This window comes from Clostridium sp. CM037, from assembly GCF_055081095.1.
This window is the reverse complement of record NZ_CM143650.1, coordinates 42,076-57,012: the sequence shown is the minus strand read 5'-3', so window position 1 is coordinate 57,012 and position 14,937 is coordinate 42,076. Positions and strand designations below refer to the sequence as shown.

Below are 14,937 nucleotides of genomic sequence, written 5' to 3'. Positions count from 1 at the left end.
GAATATTTAAGTATTTTATAAGGCTCCTTGGTCAAGCGGTTAAGACACCACCCTTTCACGGTGGTAACAGGGGTTCAATTCCCCTAGGAGTCACCATATGTATGCAGGTGTGGCGGAATGGCAGACGCACTAGACTTAGGATCTAGCGCTTTACGGCATGGGGGTTCAAGTCCCTTCACCTGCACCATATTTATATAAGCGGGTATAACTCAATGGTAGAGTGTTAGCCTTCCAAGCTAATTACGAGGGTTCGATTCCCTCTACCCGCTCCATTTTATTTATTTAATATGCGTCTTTAGCTCAGTTGGATAGAGCAACGCCCTTCTAAGGCGTGGGCCGGGGGTTCGAATCCCTTAAGACGCACCATACAATATTGGGGTATCGCCAAGCGGTAAGGCACCACACTTTGACTGTGGCATCCGTAGGTTCAAATCCTGCTATCCCAGCCAATATGGTTTACTAGCTCAGTTGGTAGAGCACATGACTTTTAATCATGGCTTACCGGGGTTCGATTCCCCGGTAAGCCACCAAATTTTATAAGGCTCCTTGGTCAAGCGGTTAAGACACCACCCTTTCACGGTGGTAACAGGGGTTCAATTCCCCTAGGAGTCACCATAAAAAAGTCCTTGCAAAAGCAAGGGCTTTTTTATGGCGTTATATAATAATCAATATTTTCACATAAAATAATATTACGATTGTGGATAATGTTGATTATTTTTATTTATTAGTGTATATTTAAAAAATGGAGATGAAATTATGTTTATAAATAAAAGGGTTTTTGTTGCCGAATTTATAAGAAGACCAAATAGATTTCAAGCTTATGTAAATCTTAATGGCGAAGAAATAATAGTACATGTTCCTAATACGGGGAGATGTAAGGAAATACTAATTCCAGGCTCCACAGTTCTATTAAGAGAAGAGCTTAATCCTACTAGAAAAACATTATATGATCTAATTTCAGGGTATAAAGATAATAAGATCATTAATATAGATTCACAAATGCCTAATAAAGTTGTTGAGGAGGCATTAAAAGATAAAAAAAATACAAAATTTGGTTAAATATAATATAATACAAAGAGAAAAGACTTTTGGAAATAGTAGATTTGATTTTAAACTATCTAATGACATGGATGAAGAATATTACCTCGAGGTAAAAGGGGTTACATTTGAAGTAGGTGGTAAAACTAAGTTTCCAGATGCACCTACAGAGAGAGGCAGAAAACACTTATTAGAGCTTATAGAGGCTAAAAAGAGAGGATTTGGAGCTGGAGTACTTTTTCTTATTCAAATGAGCAATATAAAAAATTTCTCTCCATATGATGATATGGATGTAGCGTTTGGAGAAGCATTAAGATTGGCATGCAAAAATGGTGTTGATATTTTTGCTTACGAATGTGAAGTTGGTGAAAAATTTATAACTTTAAGTAATCCAGTTGAAGTTGTTTTATAAATTTAACTAAATTTTAGAAGGAAAGTCGCCATCTTCTATAAGAGAGGGTTGCGGACTAAACAAAGAAAAAACTTCAGTGGGAATACAAATCTTATTCTGAAGTCGCTGATATCACAGCACCGCAGGCGATAATTTAATGTAGCTTCGAAGATAATGATTTAAGAAACGTGATGACATTTGTCTTAAAGTAAGCAATAATTGAATTAGGATGTTAAATAACATGTGGGTTAAGAACATGGGAATTGAGGAGGTAAAAGTTTGAAATTTATATATTGCCCAATTTGTGGAAAAGAATTAATAAAGAAAGATAGCTGGGATGAAGGGGCAGTTCCATATTGCCCTGTGGATGATATTATGTATTTCGACACACCAAAACCATGTGTGGTAGTTGCAGTTGTAAAGGGTAAAGAAATTTTACTTCTTAAACAAAATTACACTTTTAAGAATTCAAAGGTATTAGTATCAGGATATGTAAATACTGGAGAATCTGTTGAAGAAACTGTTCACAGAGAAGTTAAAGAGGAGACTGGAATAATAGTTGGAGAGATAAAATATTTGGGGAGTGATTATTTAGCTTCTAAAGAAATTATAATGTTAACTTTTATGGCTAAGTATGTTGGAGGTGAAATAAATAAGTCCCCTGAAGTTGATTGGGCTGAGTGGGAAAAAATAGATGATGCCATATGTGAAATGAGTGAAGACGAAATAGGGAAAAGGGTTGTAAGAAAATTGCTGAAGGAAATTGAATATAAGGGAGAAAAGGCGTATAGATGTGATATATAGGCTAACTACTGCTATATCAAATAGAAAGAGTGAATTTCATAAAATAATTTAAAATCCACTGTGAAAGTTTAACGATATTTCAGAAGATTCAAAATTAATAATTGTTTAATCTTCTGAAATTGTTAAATGCAAAGTAATTTAACCTAGCTATTTAAAGTTCTTTATGGAATCCTAGTTAAAAGTATCTCTAGATACTCGCCATCTACATAATTTATGTGAGATTCATCAATCATCATACCTACAAGGGTAAGTTCTGTACATGTATCACTATCTCCTGTAAGATTCCAATAGTATTCTTCCATTTCATGACATCTTGGTGCGGTTAGTGATTCTTCTAAAAGCTCAAGATTTTCTTTGGATATAAAGGAAAGTTGTGCTCTTATAAATATGATTATTTTTTTATTTTCTTTACTTATATCAATATGAACATTATCTGAACCATGTCTATAACAATAACCCATTAATTCAGTTACTATTTTTATATTTCGCTGATCTGTATGTTTCAATATTAATCAACCTCCTTTCTAAATGCAGTAATAATTGGAATAAGGATTATACATACTATTCCTCCTGAAAAACCGTTATTGTATAGATTTAAGCCACCATGAAGATAGCTAATATTCATGGACAAGCAAATGTGCAAAAATCCGGCAATAGCACCATAAACCCATCCAAATTGACCTGAAATAGGAGCTAATGTTGAACTAAATAAGATACCTAATAGCATTCCAGGTGAACTAAATTGCCAAATATTTAATAGAGATGCAAGTGTTGCGCCTATCATAACAGGAAATACATTTCGTAGGTGCTTTCCAAATGATCCAAAACCAACAATGGTTAATATTCCACCTATAGTAGGACCATTTAAATCCCCTCCAATTATGAGTACGTAAATAGTTGAATATACGCCTAGAATACCCATGTTTATCATAGTAAGTCCACGTCCAAATAAAAGGTAATAATCACTTACTAGTCTACCAGGTTGTTTATAAAGTTTAAATAAGTTTTTAAAACTTTTATCATTATGTATGAATCCAACTATTATTATTAGTATGAATAAGGAAATTAATATTATAGAAAAAAATAAATTATTTCCTGTAGACCAAAGTAATCGACTTTCAAAGTTTATACCAAAAGCTCTTAGTAAAGACATGATCAAGGTTGCAAGAAGGCCAGCTGCGAAACCTATATTATAAAGATTATAACCTTGGTGAAGCTTTAGACAATAAGCTGCCATTGGAGGGAAAATAAAGCCGATAAAAGTGCTTATTAATATTCCTATAATTATATTTCCTAGAAAGGGTAAATGACCTAAAAATGCTAATTGATTAACGGTAGGTGATAAAGTTGTTCCAAATAGTGCTATTAAAACATAATTTATAAACTTTTCCTTTTGATATCTAGAATATAACCAAACCCCAAATATTATTGGCCAGATATTTACAATGCTTTTTCCGAAAAGAGAGAAGCCTGCCATTGTAAATAGTGCGGCTACAGTGGAACCATTTGGTTTTATTCCTACATATACAAGTAGGAATATAGAGGCTAAAACTACTAAAGACATATTAAAAAAGGTAGCGCCAATGCCTGCAAGTTCTACATAATCTGTAATTAGTATATTAGATTCAAAAATTATTTTTTTAAAACCTATGAAGATTTCCGTTGGGGTGTTCATAACAAATGCTAAAATCACGAAAAATAAAGATAAGCAAATAAACATATAATAGGTAGAATGAATTTTTATTCGCATAAAAGACCCCCTTAATTTATAAACTTAAACCCTATGTAATTATTTTATAGTAAAGGCAAAAGAATTACTAGTACAAATAAAATAATATAAGTATTAAGGGTAGAATTAAATCCCCAATATAAGTATAATTATATTGGGGATGTTGATAAAATATTAGTAGCTTCGTGATAATTAGATTAAATATTATATTAGTGTTAATATTAAATAATTATAAAAAGAGAGAAGGATAAAAATGGAAAATAACATTGAAGGTAAAAATTTAAGTAAAAAAGTGCCTCAAATAACAGGGAGTTTGAGGAGCCATATGATAGAGCTACCAAGTGCAATTAGGGATGCTAGTGGAATTGTAATATTTGGCAAAAGGTTGAAATCTTTTGTTTTTACTACAGATGTGGCAGTTATAAGAAATACAAATGCGGATGCAATTATTGCAGTATATCCATTTACACCTCAGCCCATTATAACAGAAGCCTTAGTATTAGCGGCAGATGTACCAGTGTTTTGTGGCGTTGGAGGAGGGATTACTACGGGGAGAAGGGTGACAAATTTAGCACTAGATGCCGAATTTAAAGGCGCTATGGGTGTAGTAGTCAATAGTCCTATATCAAATGATGTTATAAGACAAGTAAGGAGAACTATAGATATTCCAATAATAGTTACAGTTGTGTCAGAATTTGAAGATACAGAGGCTAGGATAAATGCCGGAGCAACTATAATTAATGTTTCAGGTGCTAAAAAGACAGCATATATAGTTGGAAAAATAAGAGAAAAACATCCCGATTTTCCTATAATTGCGACAGGTGGTCCCAATAATGAAACTATAAGGGAAACTATAAAAGCAGGGGCTAATGCAATTACATATACCCCCCCAATAGTAGCAGATATTTTAAATGAAATAATGATTAAGTATAGAACAATTTACGAGACAGAGAATGAAGAAAAATAGCAAAAAATATAGTAACTATTGATAAAACAATTTTAATTAAAGTGGTAGGTGATAAAATGGCTGTAGGTGGAGATAACTGTGATAAATGTCCTGAAGCTTCTACAAAACAGTGTAATGGCGGAGACGTGGACTGTTTATGCAAAAGATGCCCAAGAAATCTAAGGCAGTGTTTAACTACAAAATACTGTAGAGAAACTGAATCTATAATTAACATAAAAGATTACTGGTGGGATAACCTTGAATAAGGTAGTAGGATGAAAGTTGTAAAAACTTGAAGAGCATATAAAAGCAATAGGTTATTAATATAATAAAAGATGCTATTTTAAATAGCATATACAAGCTACTAGAACAGTTTATGTTTTGGTAGCTTTGTCTAATTTACAGGAAATTATAAAAAAATTTAAAATTATTTAGATTAGAGAAGTTTTGGTAATGTAAATTTTTTTAAATATGGTGCTGAAAGTTATAATAGTTGTGGTAATTCTGTAATATAAAAATGTATAGAGGAATTATTTGATGAAAGTAGGGAAATAATAAGGAGAAATTAATTAAGTTTTAAAATATAAGGAGGAACAATATTATGCCAAATATAGAACAGATGACACATGTAGCAAATAGCTGTAAGGGATATGACTCGGTAGGAACAGGATTTCAATCTTCAATAGGAACATCATTTAGTAAAAGCTGTGATAATTGCCAGCATTTAAAAAACAATAAATGTGAAGTCAATTTATATGACAAAGTTTTAGCAGGATTAGATCAAGGTTAATGCAAGTATTAAATCACTAATATTTTAGAGGCATTCCACAAGAAAGTCTCCCACTTCTAAGTGGGAGTTACACATCATAACAAAGCGAAAACTTTAGTGTAAAATAATGATAAAAAAGTAATTTAAAAACAAATTATATACTAATATAGAATTGCGTATTAAATATAGAATATTCATAACATTTATTTTAAATATATTGAGAAATTTATATTTAAGTGTTAAAATAGTTGTTAGACTTCAAGACAAATCATAAGATTAACAAAAAAATGGGAAAAGTAAAACTTGGAGGGTGAATCATGCATAAAAGATTATTTATACCGGGGCCAGTAGAAGTAGCAGAGGACGTACTTCAAAAAATGGCTACGCCTCAAATATCACATAGAGGTAAGGAAGCATCGGAGCTACAAAGAAACATAAGCGACAAAATAAGAAAAGTGTTTAATACTAAAGAAGAAATACTACTTTCAACTAGTTCAGGAAGTGGTCTAATGGAAGGTGCTGTACGTTCATGTACAGCCAAGAGAGCAGCAATATTTTCAGTAGGAGCATTTGGAAACAGATGGTTTGAAATGTGTACGGATAATGGAGTACCAGCAGATAAATTTGAATCTGAATGGGGACAACCAACAACTCCAGAAATGATCGAAGAAGCATTAGTAACTGGTAAATATGATTTAATAACGATTACTATGAATGAGACTTCAACAGGACTCGTGAATAACATGGAAGTTCTTTCGTCAGTTTACAAAAAATACCCTAAAATTGTAGTATGCGTTGACACAGTAAGTAACGCTGCTGGAACAGAAGTAAAAGTAGATGAATGGGCTATAGATATTTGTATAACTTCAACTCAGAAATGTTTAGGATTACCTGCAGGAATGGCTATTTGCACATTCTCAAAAAAAGCAGTAGAAAGAGCTAAACAAGTTACAAACAGAGGAGTATATTTTGATTTATTAGGACTATATAATTGCATCCAAAAGAAGGATTATCAATATCCGTCTACGCCTTCACTTGCACATATGTTTGCTTTAGATTATCAGTTAGATAAGATATTAGACGAAGGCTTACAGAACAGATATGATAGACATATTGCTGGTGCTGAACTTGTTAGAGAGTGGGCTAGAAAATATTTTGAAATATTCGCTAATGAAAACTTTTTGTCAAATACATTAACTAATGTTAAAAACACAAGAGGAATCAGTATTTCTGACTTAAATAAGAAATTAGGTGAAAGAGGCTTTATTATTTCTAATGGTTATGGAAAATTAAAAGATAAGACATTTAGAATTGCTCATATGGCTGAAACTACACCAGAAGAAGTGAAAAATTTATTGAAAATAATAACCGAAATTTTAGAACTTAAATAATTAACAATTAGATTAAGAATGAAAAATTGTAATGTGATTTTTCATTCTTAATTTGAGTTTATGTAATTATTGAAAATAATATAATTGGTTTAAGAATCCACTAAAGTATCTAAATTAAAGGATAATATTTCTTTATATAAAGAGGAGGATAATCATGATTAGAGTATTAGTTACTGATAGTATGGAAAAAAATGCTGTTAAAGAGTTGAAAGCTAAAGGGTTTGAAGTTGTTGAGAAGTTTTATGAACCAGAAGTTTTGGGCGAAGCATTAAAATCATTTGACGTAATTGTAGTTAGATCTGCAACAAAGGTTAGAAAACCAATAATCGACAAAGCGGCAGAATCGGGAAGACTAAAGCTTATAATACGTGGAGGGGTTGGCGTTGACAATATTGACGTAGCATATGCTAGGGAAAAAGGGATAAATGTATCTAATACTCCAAATGCAAGCAGTGCATCTGTAGCGGAACTTACGCTTGCTCATATGTTTGCAGTATCAAGATTTGTTAATATTTCTAATGTATCTATGAGACAGGGCAAATGGGATAAGAAAAAATATGTAGGTGTAGAAATTGCGGGAAAAACTTTAGGTTTAGTTGGGTTTGGAAGAATATCAAGAGAACTAGCTAAAAAAGCATTTGCACTTGGCATGACGGTCATATATACAGATATAATAGGTAAAGCTAAGGATTGTGATGAGTACGAATTCTGTGAGTTAAATGATGTATTAAAAAGAGCAGATTATTTATCATTACATATACCATTCATTAAAGATCAAGGGGCTACTATAGGAAAAGACCAATTAGATATGATGAAGGATGGATCATTCTTAATTAACTGTGCTAGAGGTGGAGTAGTTGATGAAGATGCTTTAGTAGAAGCTTTAGATAATGGCAAATTAGCAGGAGCTGGAGTAGATGTTTTTGTTGAAGAACCAACTAAAAATGAAACTTTAGTTAACCATCCAAAGGTTTCTGTAACACCACATATTGGAGCTGCAACGCAGGAAGCTCAAACAAGAATAGGTACCGAGATAATAAGTATTATTTTAGAATTTTTCAAATAAATTAATTAATCACAGGAGGGATAATCATGGCAGTAGTAAAGTCATTTAAAGCATACAGACCGCAATTAGGTTTAGTAGAGAAAGTAGCAGCTCTCCCTTATGACGTTATGGATAGTGAAGAGGCTAGAGAAATGGTAAAAGGAAAACCTTATTCATTTCTACATGTCGATAAACCAGAAATAGATTTACCACAATGTATAGATACCCACAGTGAGCAAGTTTATTTGAAAGCTAGAGAAAATCTTCAAAAAATGATTAGCGATAAAGTGTATATGCAAGATGAAAAACCTTGTATGTATATTTATAGACAAATAATGAATGGAAGACCTCAAACTGGTATAGTTGCTTGTGCTTCAATTGATGATTACATAAATAATACAATTAAAAAACATGAGCTAACAAGATCGGATAAAGAGCTTGATAGATTTAATCATGTTGATTATACAAATTGTAATACTGGACCAATATTTTTAACATATAGACATAAAGATGAAATAGATAGTATAGTTAAAAATTGGACAGAAACAAAAACACCAGTATATGATTATAAATCAGAAGATGGGGTATCACAAATTATTTGGGTTATAGATGAGGAAGCAATTATAAATAAGCTATCAGCTGTATTTACGCAAACAGATTATTTATATATAGCTGACGGACATCATAGATCAGCTTCAGCTGTTAAAGTTGGACTAAAGAGAAGAAAAGATAACCCAGCATACACTGGTGATGAGGAATTTAATTTCTTCCTATCGGTTATATTCCCAGATAATGATTTATACGTAATGGATTATAATAGAGTTGTTGCAGATTTAAATGGAAATTCTTCAGAAGATTTTTTAAATAAAGTTACTGACAAATTTGATATAACTCTATATGAAGGTAAAGGCCAATTTAAACCAGAAGTGCAAAGAACATACGGAATGTTCTTAGAGGGAAAATGGTACAAACTGTTAGCAAAAGAAGGGACTTTTAATATGAGTGATCCAGTTGAAAGATTAGATGTATCAATACTTCAAAAGAATTTACTAGATCCGATTTTAGATATTGATGATCCAAGAACAAATTCAAGAATCGATTTCATAGGTGGAATAAGAGGGCTTGGGGAATTAGAAAGAAGGGTCAGAGAAGGAATGAAAGTTGCATTTTCTATGTGCCCTACAACTATGGATGATCTAATGGATATAGCAAATGCGGGGAAAGTAATGCCTCCTAAATCAACTTGGTTTGAACCTAAATTACAAAGTGGAATATTTGTCCACGAACTATAATCTAACATCATGATAAGAATAAAACTATTGAAATAGGAAAAAGACCACGCATATGCGTGGTCTTTTTAAATATATAGGGTATAATTAAATTATGAAATTGATTTGTTTTATTAATAAATTTTATAATATGAAAACATATAATACTTAAAATAAGATATATTTCAAAGGAGAGAGAAACATATGCCACAGCATTCATTGTCAAGAACAGAGTTACTCATAGGTATGGACAGTTTAAATAAATTACGAGAAAGTAAAGTAGTAGTTTTTGGAATAGGTGGAGTTGGTAGTTATACAGTTGAAGCATTAGTAAGAGCAGGTGTTGGGAAATTGGTATTAATAGATGATGATACAATTTGTTTAACAAACTTAAATAGACAAATACATGCTACATTTAAAACTATAGGCAAAAGTAAGGTTTTAGTAATGAAGGATAGAATACTCGAAATAAATCCTAAATGTGAAGTTATCACTCATGAAACATTCGTAACTGCAGATAATATGGGAGATATAATTACTGAGGACACAGATTATGTAGTAGATGCTATCGATACAGTAGCTTCAAAAATATCATTAGTTGAACACTGCAGAAAACGTAATATCAATATTATATGCTGTTTAGGGACTGGAAATAAATTAGATCCAACGCTATTTAGAGTCGCAGATATTTATGATACAAAAGTATGTCCACTTGCAAGGGTTATAAGACAGGAGCTAAGAAAGAGAAATATTGATAGCTTAAAGGTTGTTTACTCAGAGGAAACCCCTATGAGGCCAAAGTTAGATGAGGTTATAACATGCAAAGAAGGTTGTGTATGTACAGGAGGTTCAAAAAAGTGTGCTATAAAAAGACAAATCCCAGGTAGTATATCTTTCGTTCCTCCAGTAGCAGGAATGATACTTGGTGGAGAAGTTATTAAGGATTTAATTAAATCATCTCCTGCGGAGCTGAACAGCTTCGAAGAAGATGAATTAACGACTCCAGAAGGGGATTTATACTCCAACTTATAGAAGTGGGAGACTTTCCTTCTGAAATGTCGTTAAAAGGAAAAATTAATATTTAATGTTATTGGGATGAACAAAAATAAGAGTGAAAATTAATGCACTCTTATTTTTGTTAAAAATTATTTGTGTAAATATATTTACCATTAATTCAAAAACGAATATAACGCTGGATAAACATTTAAATTACTCATTAAAGATATATATTCATCCATAGCTGTATCATTTTCTTCACTTGTCTTTATGGCTCTTATCATTAGATTTTTAGGTGTTTCAAGAGGAGATATATATTCTACTACAGAAACATCATATCCTTTAGCTTCTAGCAGTAAAGAACGCATTCCATCTGTTAAAATATCGGCCATTCTTGATTTAAATACACCCTGCTTTAGTATGTTTTTAAAGGGTTCATAAGAATATTGCTTTAAAAATTCTCGATGGCAGCATGGAACTGCAATGATTATATTAGAGTTTACTCTGATACCTAGAGCTAATGCCATATCTGTAGCAGTGTCACAAGCGTGTAATGATAATACTACATGTATAGTTTTATCAGATTCATAATCTTTAATATCAATAGCATGGAACTCCATATTCCTGTAATTTAAGTTTTTGGCCATGTTTTTAGATGAGTCTATTATAGGTTTAGAGTAATCTAGCCCAATAAAATGGCATTTTTTCTTTTTAACTTCAGTTAAATAATAGTTTAGTACAAATGATAAATAGGATTTTCCACAACCACAATCTAATATATTTATAACTTGATGTTGTGGGAGCTTATCTAAAATTCCTTCTAAGAGTTCTACATAGTGATCAATTTGATTATATTTTCTTATTTTATCATTTTTTATTTTACCATCTTTGCTCATTATGCCTATTTCTTTTAACAAAGCATCTGCACTACCAATCTTTATATAGTAATCTCTATTCAAAAGAGTGGAGGTAGTTCTACTAATATGAGTAGAGGGTAATTTAGAAGAAATAGTATTTAAGTCTTGATCCTCTACGAAATCCACATTTAAGCTCTTCATAGTTACATTTTTATTATCTGCAGAGATTAAAATTGAAGAACCTCTTTCACTATAAACTAGAGATGAGCATTCATAGCTTTCGGCTTCTTTAGTTATGTTAGAAAATAATTGATTTATACTCAAAGTTTCTGTTTTTCCATTAAAATTGTATTTAATATTTCCGTTATCATAAATACCTGTTCCTTTAAACTCTTTTAGACCTGTTATATAGGTAGTATCAATTTGTTTAAATATTGAACAGTTTTCAGAAAATCTATTTTCTAGGCCCATTAGAAAAAGTTTTAATTTATTAATATTTTGCTTATTCATTGTGCTCAAACCTTTCTTCTATAATTATTTTTGAACTATGCTACAAGTATAACAAAAAATTAAAAGCTATTGAAGAAAAATATAATATTATAATTGGTTATGTTATAATAAATGGTATGAAGAAAAGCAACTATTAAACTTTAATTAATGATTTTAGTGTAGATAAAGGGGCTTAAGATGAACAAAGGTAAGTACGTAAATTTAGAAGCTTTAAAAGGTAATGATAGAGAGTATATAATTAAGGATAGTAATTATATTATACTAGGAAGAATATTTATAGTTGAATTAGATAAAAAAAATAAGTTTTGTCAGTTTAGATTGAAATTTCATAACCACAATAATGGGGGTTATGAGTATTTAAAAGATACGTTAAATCTTATGCTGGGTATTTTGTTTAAAAATATGGGATTAAACAAAGTAAATGTTATGGTTCATGAAAGTATAAATATTAGTGCTTTTATTGATTTAGGATTTCAGTTAGAAGGTATTATCACAGATAGTGTAGTAAATAAATCTGAATATCAATCAGAAATGATGTTTGGTATAAATGAGTTTGGACTTAAAAAAAATTCAATAAAAAGAGAACTTACAATTGAAGGAATGAATATTAAGATTCATGCATTAATTCCAAGTGATGCGGAAGAAGTGTTAGAGTTTCATTTAAGAAACAGAAAATTTCTAAGGCCTTTTGAACCGTCTAGAGATGAGAGGTTTTATACTTTAGAGAGCCAAAAACGTACTTTAGTAGAGAGCTATAAACAATTTTTGAATGGTAATGTTGTGAATTTTGGGATATACAAGAATAACAAGCTTATTGGGAAAATAAAGATATCGAATATAGTGATGGGCAGCTTTAAAAATGCGTTTATAGGTTATTCTATGGATGAAAAGGAACAAAGTAAGGGATATATGAAAGAATCAGTTAAACTTGTAATGAAATATGCTTTTGAAGAATTAGAGCTTCATAGAATAGAAGCAACTACTTTAATAGATAATGAAAAGTCACAAAGAGTTTTAAGTAGTTGTGGGTTTAAAGAACTTGGTATAAGTGAAAAACATTTATACATAAATGGTGAATGGAGAGATCAAATGGTTTTTTATAAGGTTAAAAGCAGTTAACTAATCTAATATAATTGAAATTTTATTTATAACTAGAATGGCTATTGGAATAGATATTTTTATGAATTTAAGTGTTTAGGATGAGTTTACAAGTATATGATATGTATACTAATCCTAGTGTATCAATATGAGAAAAACGTAGAATAAGTAAGAAAATAAGATTATTGTGCACTTATATTAAGATAAGTAATACACATCATAAAACAGATAAAAATAATTATGATAAGATATTACATGTTGCTACAGTTTAGCTGCGAGAAAGTAATCATTACAACAGAGAATTTAAATTAAAAGATTAAAAAACTGTTGACAGATGGTTAAATAACTGGTAGAGTAGTAGAAGTCGTCACATGATGACAAAGTAAATTGGTCTTTGAAAATTAAACAGAGAAATAGGTAAAGATAGCGAAATAATATTTCGTTAAACCAGTTAATTACTTTAGTATAAAGTAAAATTTAGTCGTAAGACTAAAAAGTATGTAATGAGCTTGCGTAACAACTTAACAGTTGTCGCAGATTAATCATTTCAACTAAAAAAGTGTAAACTTTTAAATTGAGAGTTTGATCCTGGCTCAGGACGAACGCTGGCGGCGTGCCTAACACATGCAAGTCGAGCGATGAAACCCTTCGGGGTGGATTAGCGGCGGACGGGTGAGTAACACGTGGGTAACCTGCCTCAAAGAGGGGAATAGCCTCCCGAAAGGGAGATTAATACCGCATAATATGTTTTGGTCGCATGATCGAAACATCAAAGGATTTTTCTTCGGAAAATTCCACTTTGAGATGGACCCGCGGCGCATTAGCTAGTTGGTGAGGTAACGGCTCACCAAGGCGACGATGCGTAGCCGACCTGAGAGGGTGATCGGCCACATTGGAACTGAGACACGGTCCAGACTCCTACGGGAGGCAGCAGTGGGGAATATTGCGCAATGGGGGAAACCCTGACGCAGCAACGCCGCGTGAATGATGAAGGCCTTCGGGTTGTAAAGTTCTGTCTTCTGGGACGATAATGACGGTACCAGAGGAGGAAGCCACGGCTAACTACGTGCCAGCAGCCGCGGTAATACGTAGGTGGCAAGCGTTGTCCGGATTTACTGGGCGTAAAGGATGCGTAGGCGGACATTTAAGTCAGATGTGAAATACCCGAGCTTAACTTGGGTGCTGCATTTGAAACTGGGTGTCTAGAGTGCAGGAGAGGTAAGTGGAATTCCTAGTGTAGCGGTGAAATGCGTAGAGATTAGGAAGAACACCAGTGGCGAAGGCGACTTACTGGACTGTAACTGACGCTGAGGCATGAAAGCGTGGGGAGCAAACAGGATTAGATACCCTGGTAGTCCACGCCGTAAACGATGAATACTAGGTGTCGGGGGTCGAACCTCGGTGCCGCCGTTAACACATTAAGTATTCCGCCTGGGGAGTACGATCGCAAGATTAAAACTCAAAGGAATTGACGGGGGCCCGCACAAGCAGCGGAGCATGTGGTTTAATTCGAAGCAACGCGAAGAACCTTACCTAGACTTGACATCCCCTGCATAACCCAGAGATGGGCGAAGTCCTTCGGGACAGGGTGACAGGTGGTGCATGGTTGTCGTCAGCTCGTGTCGTGAGATGTTGGGTTAAGTCCCGCAACGAGCGCAACCCTTATCATTAGTTGCTACCATTAAGTTGAGCACTCTAGTGAGACTGCCCGGGTTAACCGGGAGGAAGGTGGGGATGACGTCAAATCATCATGCCCCTTATGTCTAGGGCTACACACGTGCTACAATGGTGAGTACAAAGAGATGCAAGACCGCAAGGTGGAGCCAAACTCAAAAACTCATCCCAGTTCGGATTGTAGGCTGCAACTCGCCTACATGAAGCCGGAGTTGCTAGTAATCGCGAATCAGCATGTCGCGGTGAATACGTTCCCGGGCCTTGTACACACCGCCCGTCACACCATGAGAGTTGGTAACACCCGAAGTCCGTGAGGTAACCGTAAGGAGCCAGCGGCCGAAGGTGGGATTGATGATTGGGGTGAAGTCGTAACAAGGTAGCCGTAGGAGAACCTGCGGCTGGATCACCTCCTTTCTAGGGA

12 protein-coding genes, 7 tRNA genes, 1 rRNA gene and 1 pseudogene are annotated in these 14,937 nt (G+C 33.2%); 18 read left to right on the top strand and 3 right to left on the bottom strand.

All coding sequences use genetic code 11. The annotated features are described in order from the left end of the window. Nucleotides 1-21: 21 nt before the first annotated feature. From ACWJKP_RS00300 to ACWJKP_RS00260, 9 genes and pseudogenes are all read left to right on the top strand, one after another. A tRNA-Glu gene (locus ACWJKP_RS00300) sits at nucleotides 22-96 on the top strand. A 7-nt stretch (nucleotides 97-103) separates the two neighbouring features. After that, nucleotides 104-187, top strand: a tRNA-Leu gene (locus ACWJKP_RS00295). An 11-nt stretch (nucleotides 188-198) separates the two neighbouring features. Then, a tRNA-Gly gene (locus ACWJKP_RS00290) sits at nucleotides 199-272 on the top strand. A gap of 17 nt (nucleotides 273-289) precedes the next feature. Further along, nucleotides 290-366, top strand: a tRNA-Arg gene (locus ACWJKP_RS00285). A gap of 8 nt (nucleotides 367-374) precedes the next feature. After that, nucleotides 375-449, top strand: a tRNA-Gln gene (locus tag ACWJKP_RS00280). A 4-nt stretch (nucleotides 450-453) separates the two neighbouring features. After that, nucleotides 454-530: transfer RNA gene (locus ACWJKP_RS00275), tRNA-Lys, on the top strand. Between the two features lie 10 nt (nucleotides 531-540). After that, nucleotides 541-615, top strand: a tRNA-Glu gene (locus tag ACWJKP_RS00270). A gap of 141 nt (nucleotides 616-756) precedes the next feature. Beyond that, nucleotides 757-1,450 (top strand): annotated as a pseudogene (gene sfsA / locus ACWJKP_RS00265) (DNA/RNA nuclease SfsA). A 258-nt stretch (nucleotides 1,451-1,708) separates the two neighbouring features. Next, nucleotides 1,709-2,233 carry an NAD(+) diphosphatase gene (locus ACWJKP_RS00260; RefSeq protein ID WP_165414549.1) on the top strand — a complete coding sequence of 175 codons (525 nt, stop codon included), beginning with the start codon at nucleotides 1,709-1,711 and terminating at the stop codon, nucleotides 2,231-2,233. Nucleotides 2,234-2,394: 161 nt separating this feature from the next. Here the strand turns inward: ACWJKP_RS00260 and ACWJKP_RS00255 are convergent, their stop codons facing one another. Together ACWJKP_RS00255 and ACWJKP_RS00250 are read right to left on the bottom strand one after the other, a co-directional pair. Further along, the gene (locus tag ACWJKP_RS00255; protein ID WP_165414548.1) at nucleotides 2,395-2,739 is read right to left on the bottom strand and encodes a hypothetical protein; all 345 of its coding nucleotides are present in this window, start codon (nucleotides 2,737-2,739) and stop codon (nucleotides 2,395-2,397) included. A 2-nt stretch (nucleotides 2,740-2,741) separates the two neighbouring features. Continuing rightward, the gene (locus tag ACWJKP_RS00250) at nucleotides 2,742-3,983 is read right to left on the bottom strand and encodes a DUF1576 domain-containing protein (protein WP_165414547.1); all 1,242 of its coding nucleotides are present in this window, start codon (nucleotides 3,981-3,983) and stop codon (nucleotides 2,742-2,744) included. Between the two features lie 232 nt (nucleotides 3,984-4,215). Here ACWJKP_RS00250 and ACWJKP_RS00245 point away from each other — a divergent pair, with 232 nt between their 5' ends. The 7 genes from ACWJKP_RS00245 to ACWJKP_RS00215 all read left to right on the top strand — a co-directional run bounded on the left by ACWJKP_RS00245 (nucleotide 4,216) and on the right by ACWJKP_RS00215 (nucleotide 10,413). Next, nucleotides 4,216-4,929, top strand: a complete 714-nt coding sequence (locus ACWJKP_RS00245; RefSeq protein WP_165414546.1) for a beta/alpha barrel domain-containing protein — start codon at nucleotides 4,216-4,218, stop codon at nucleotides 4,927-4,929. A 56-nt stretch (nucleotides 4,930-4,985) separates the two neighbouring features. Further along, on the top strand, nucleotides 4,986-5,174 hold the full coding sequence (locus tag ACWJKP_RS00240) for a hypothetical protein (RefSeq protein WP_165414545.1): 189 nt from the start codon (nucleotides 4,986-4,988) through the stop codon (nucleotides 5,172-5,174). A gap of 335 nt (nucleotides 5,175-5,509) precedes the next feature. Then, the gene (locus ACWJKP_RS00235; RefSeq protein ID WP_165414544.1) at nucleotides 5,510-5,698 is read left to right on the top strand and encodes a hypothetical protein; all 189 of its coding nucleotides are present in this window, start codon (nucleotides 5,510-5,512) and stop codon (nucleotides 5,696-5,698) included. 296 nt (nucleotides 5,699-5,994) lie between these two features. Further along, entirely contained in the window at nucleotides 5,995-7,068 is a 1,074-nt protein-coding gene (locus tag ACWJKP_RS00230; RefSeq protein WP_165414543.1) for a pyridoxal-phosphate-dependent aminotransferase family protein, read from the top strand. Nucleotides 7,069-7,222: 154 nt separating this feature from the next. Beyond that, nucleotides 7,223-8,134 (top strand): D-2-hydroxyacid dehydrogenase, encoded by a 912-nt coding sequence (locus ACWJKP_RS00225; RefSeq protein ID WP_165414542.1) that lies wholly within the window; start codon nucleotides 7,223-7,225, stop codon nucleotides 8,132-8,134. A gap of 26 nt (nucleotides 8,135-8,160) precedes the next feature. Continuing rightward, nucleotides 8,161-9,405 carry a DUF1015 domain-containing protein gene (locus ACWJKP_RS00220; RefSeq protein ID WP_165414541.1) on the top strand — a complete coding sequence of 415 codons (1,245 nt, stop codon included), beginning with the start codon at nucleotides 8,161-8,163 and terminating at the stop codon, nucleotides 9,403-9,405. 180 nt (nucleotides 9,406-9,585) lie between these two features. Then, nucleotides 9,586-10,413 (top strand): tRNA threonylcarbamoyladenosine dehydratase, encoded by an 828-nt coding sequence (locus tag ACWJKP_RS00215; RefSeq protein WP_165414540.1) that lies wholly within the window; start codon nucleotides 9,586-9,588, stop codon nucleotides 10,411-10,413. Between the two features lie 137 nt (nucleotides 10,414-10,550). On the opposite strand, the gene ACWJKP_RS00210 is transcribed toward ACWJKP_RS00215, so the two are convergent. After that, nucleotides 10,551-11,744 carry a class I SAM-dependent methyltransferase gene (locus ACWJKP_RS00210; protein ID WP_165414539.1) on the bottom strand — a complete coding sequence of 398 codons (1,194 nt, stop codon included), beginning with the start codon at nucleotides 11,742-11,744 and terminating at the stop codon, nucleotides 10,551-10,553. A gap of 177 nt (nucleotides 11,745-11,921) precedes the next feature. Here ACWJKP_RS00210 and ACWJKP_RS00205 point away from each other — a divergent pair, with 177 nt between their 5' ends. Then, nucleotides 11,922-12,863 (top strand): GNAT family N-acetyltransferase, encoded by a 942-nt coding sequence (locus ACWJKP_RS00205; protein WP_165414538.1) that lies wholly within the window; start codon nucleotides 11,922-11,924, stop codon nucleotides 12,861-12,863. 549 nt (nucleotides 12,864-13,412) lie between these two features. Continuing rightward, nucleotides 13,413-14,930, top strand: a 16S ribosomal RNA gene (locus ACWJKP_RS00200). Nucleotides 14,931-14,937: the final 7 nt, after the last annotated feature.

Bases quoted from the DNA above. Each gene is read 5' to 3' on its own strand.
- ACWJKP_RS00250 (WP_165414547.1), bottom strand. From the start codon at position 3,983: ATGCGAATAAAAATTCATTCTACCTATTATATGTTTATTTGCTTATCT.
- ACWJKP_RS00245 (WP_165414546.1), top strand. From the start codon at position 4,216: ATGGAAAATAACATTGAAGGTAAAAATTTAAGTAAAAAAGTGCCTCAA.
- ACWJKP_RS00240 (WP_165414545.1), top strand. From the start codon at position 4,986: ATGGCTGTAGGTGGAGATAACTGTGATAAATGTCCTGAAGCTTCTACA.
- ACWJKP_RS00235 (WP_165414544.1), top strand. From the start codon at position 5,510: ATGCCAAATATAGAACAGATGACACATGTAGCAAATAGCTGTAAGGGA.
- ACWJKP_RS00230 (WP_165414543.1), top strand. From the start codon at position 5,995: ATGCATAAAAGATTATTTATACCGGGGCCAGTAGAAGTAGCAGAGGAC.
- ACWJKP_RS00225 (WP_165414542.1), top strand. From the start codon at position 7,223: ATGATTAGAGTATTAGTTACTGATAGTATGGAAAAAAATGCTGTTAAA.
- ACWJKP_RS00220 (WP_165414541.1), top strand. From the start codon at position 8,161: ATGGCAGTAGTAAAGTCATTTAAAGCATACAGACCGCAATTAGGTTTA.
- ACWJKP_RS00215 (WP_165414540.1), top strand. From the start codon at position 9,586: ATGCCACAGCATTCATTGTCAAGAACAGAGTTACTCATAGGTATGGAC.
- ACWJKP_RS00210 (WP_165414539.1), bottom strand. From the start codon at position 11,744: ATGAATAAGCAAAATATTAATAAATTAAAACTTTTTCTAATGGGCCTA.
- ACWJKP_RS00205 (WP_165414538.1), top strand. From the start codon at position 11,922: ATGAACAAAGGTAAGTACGTAAATTTAGAAGCTTTAAAAGGTAATGAT.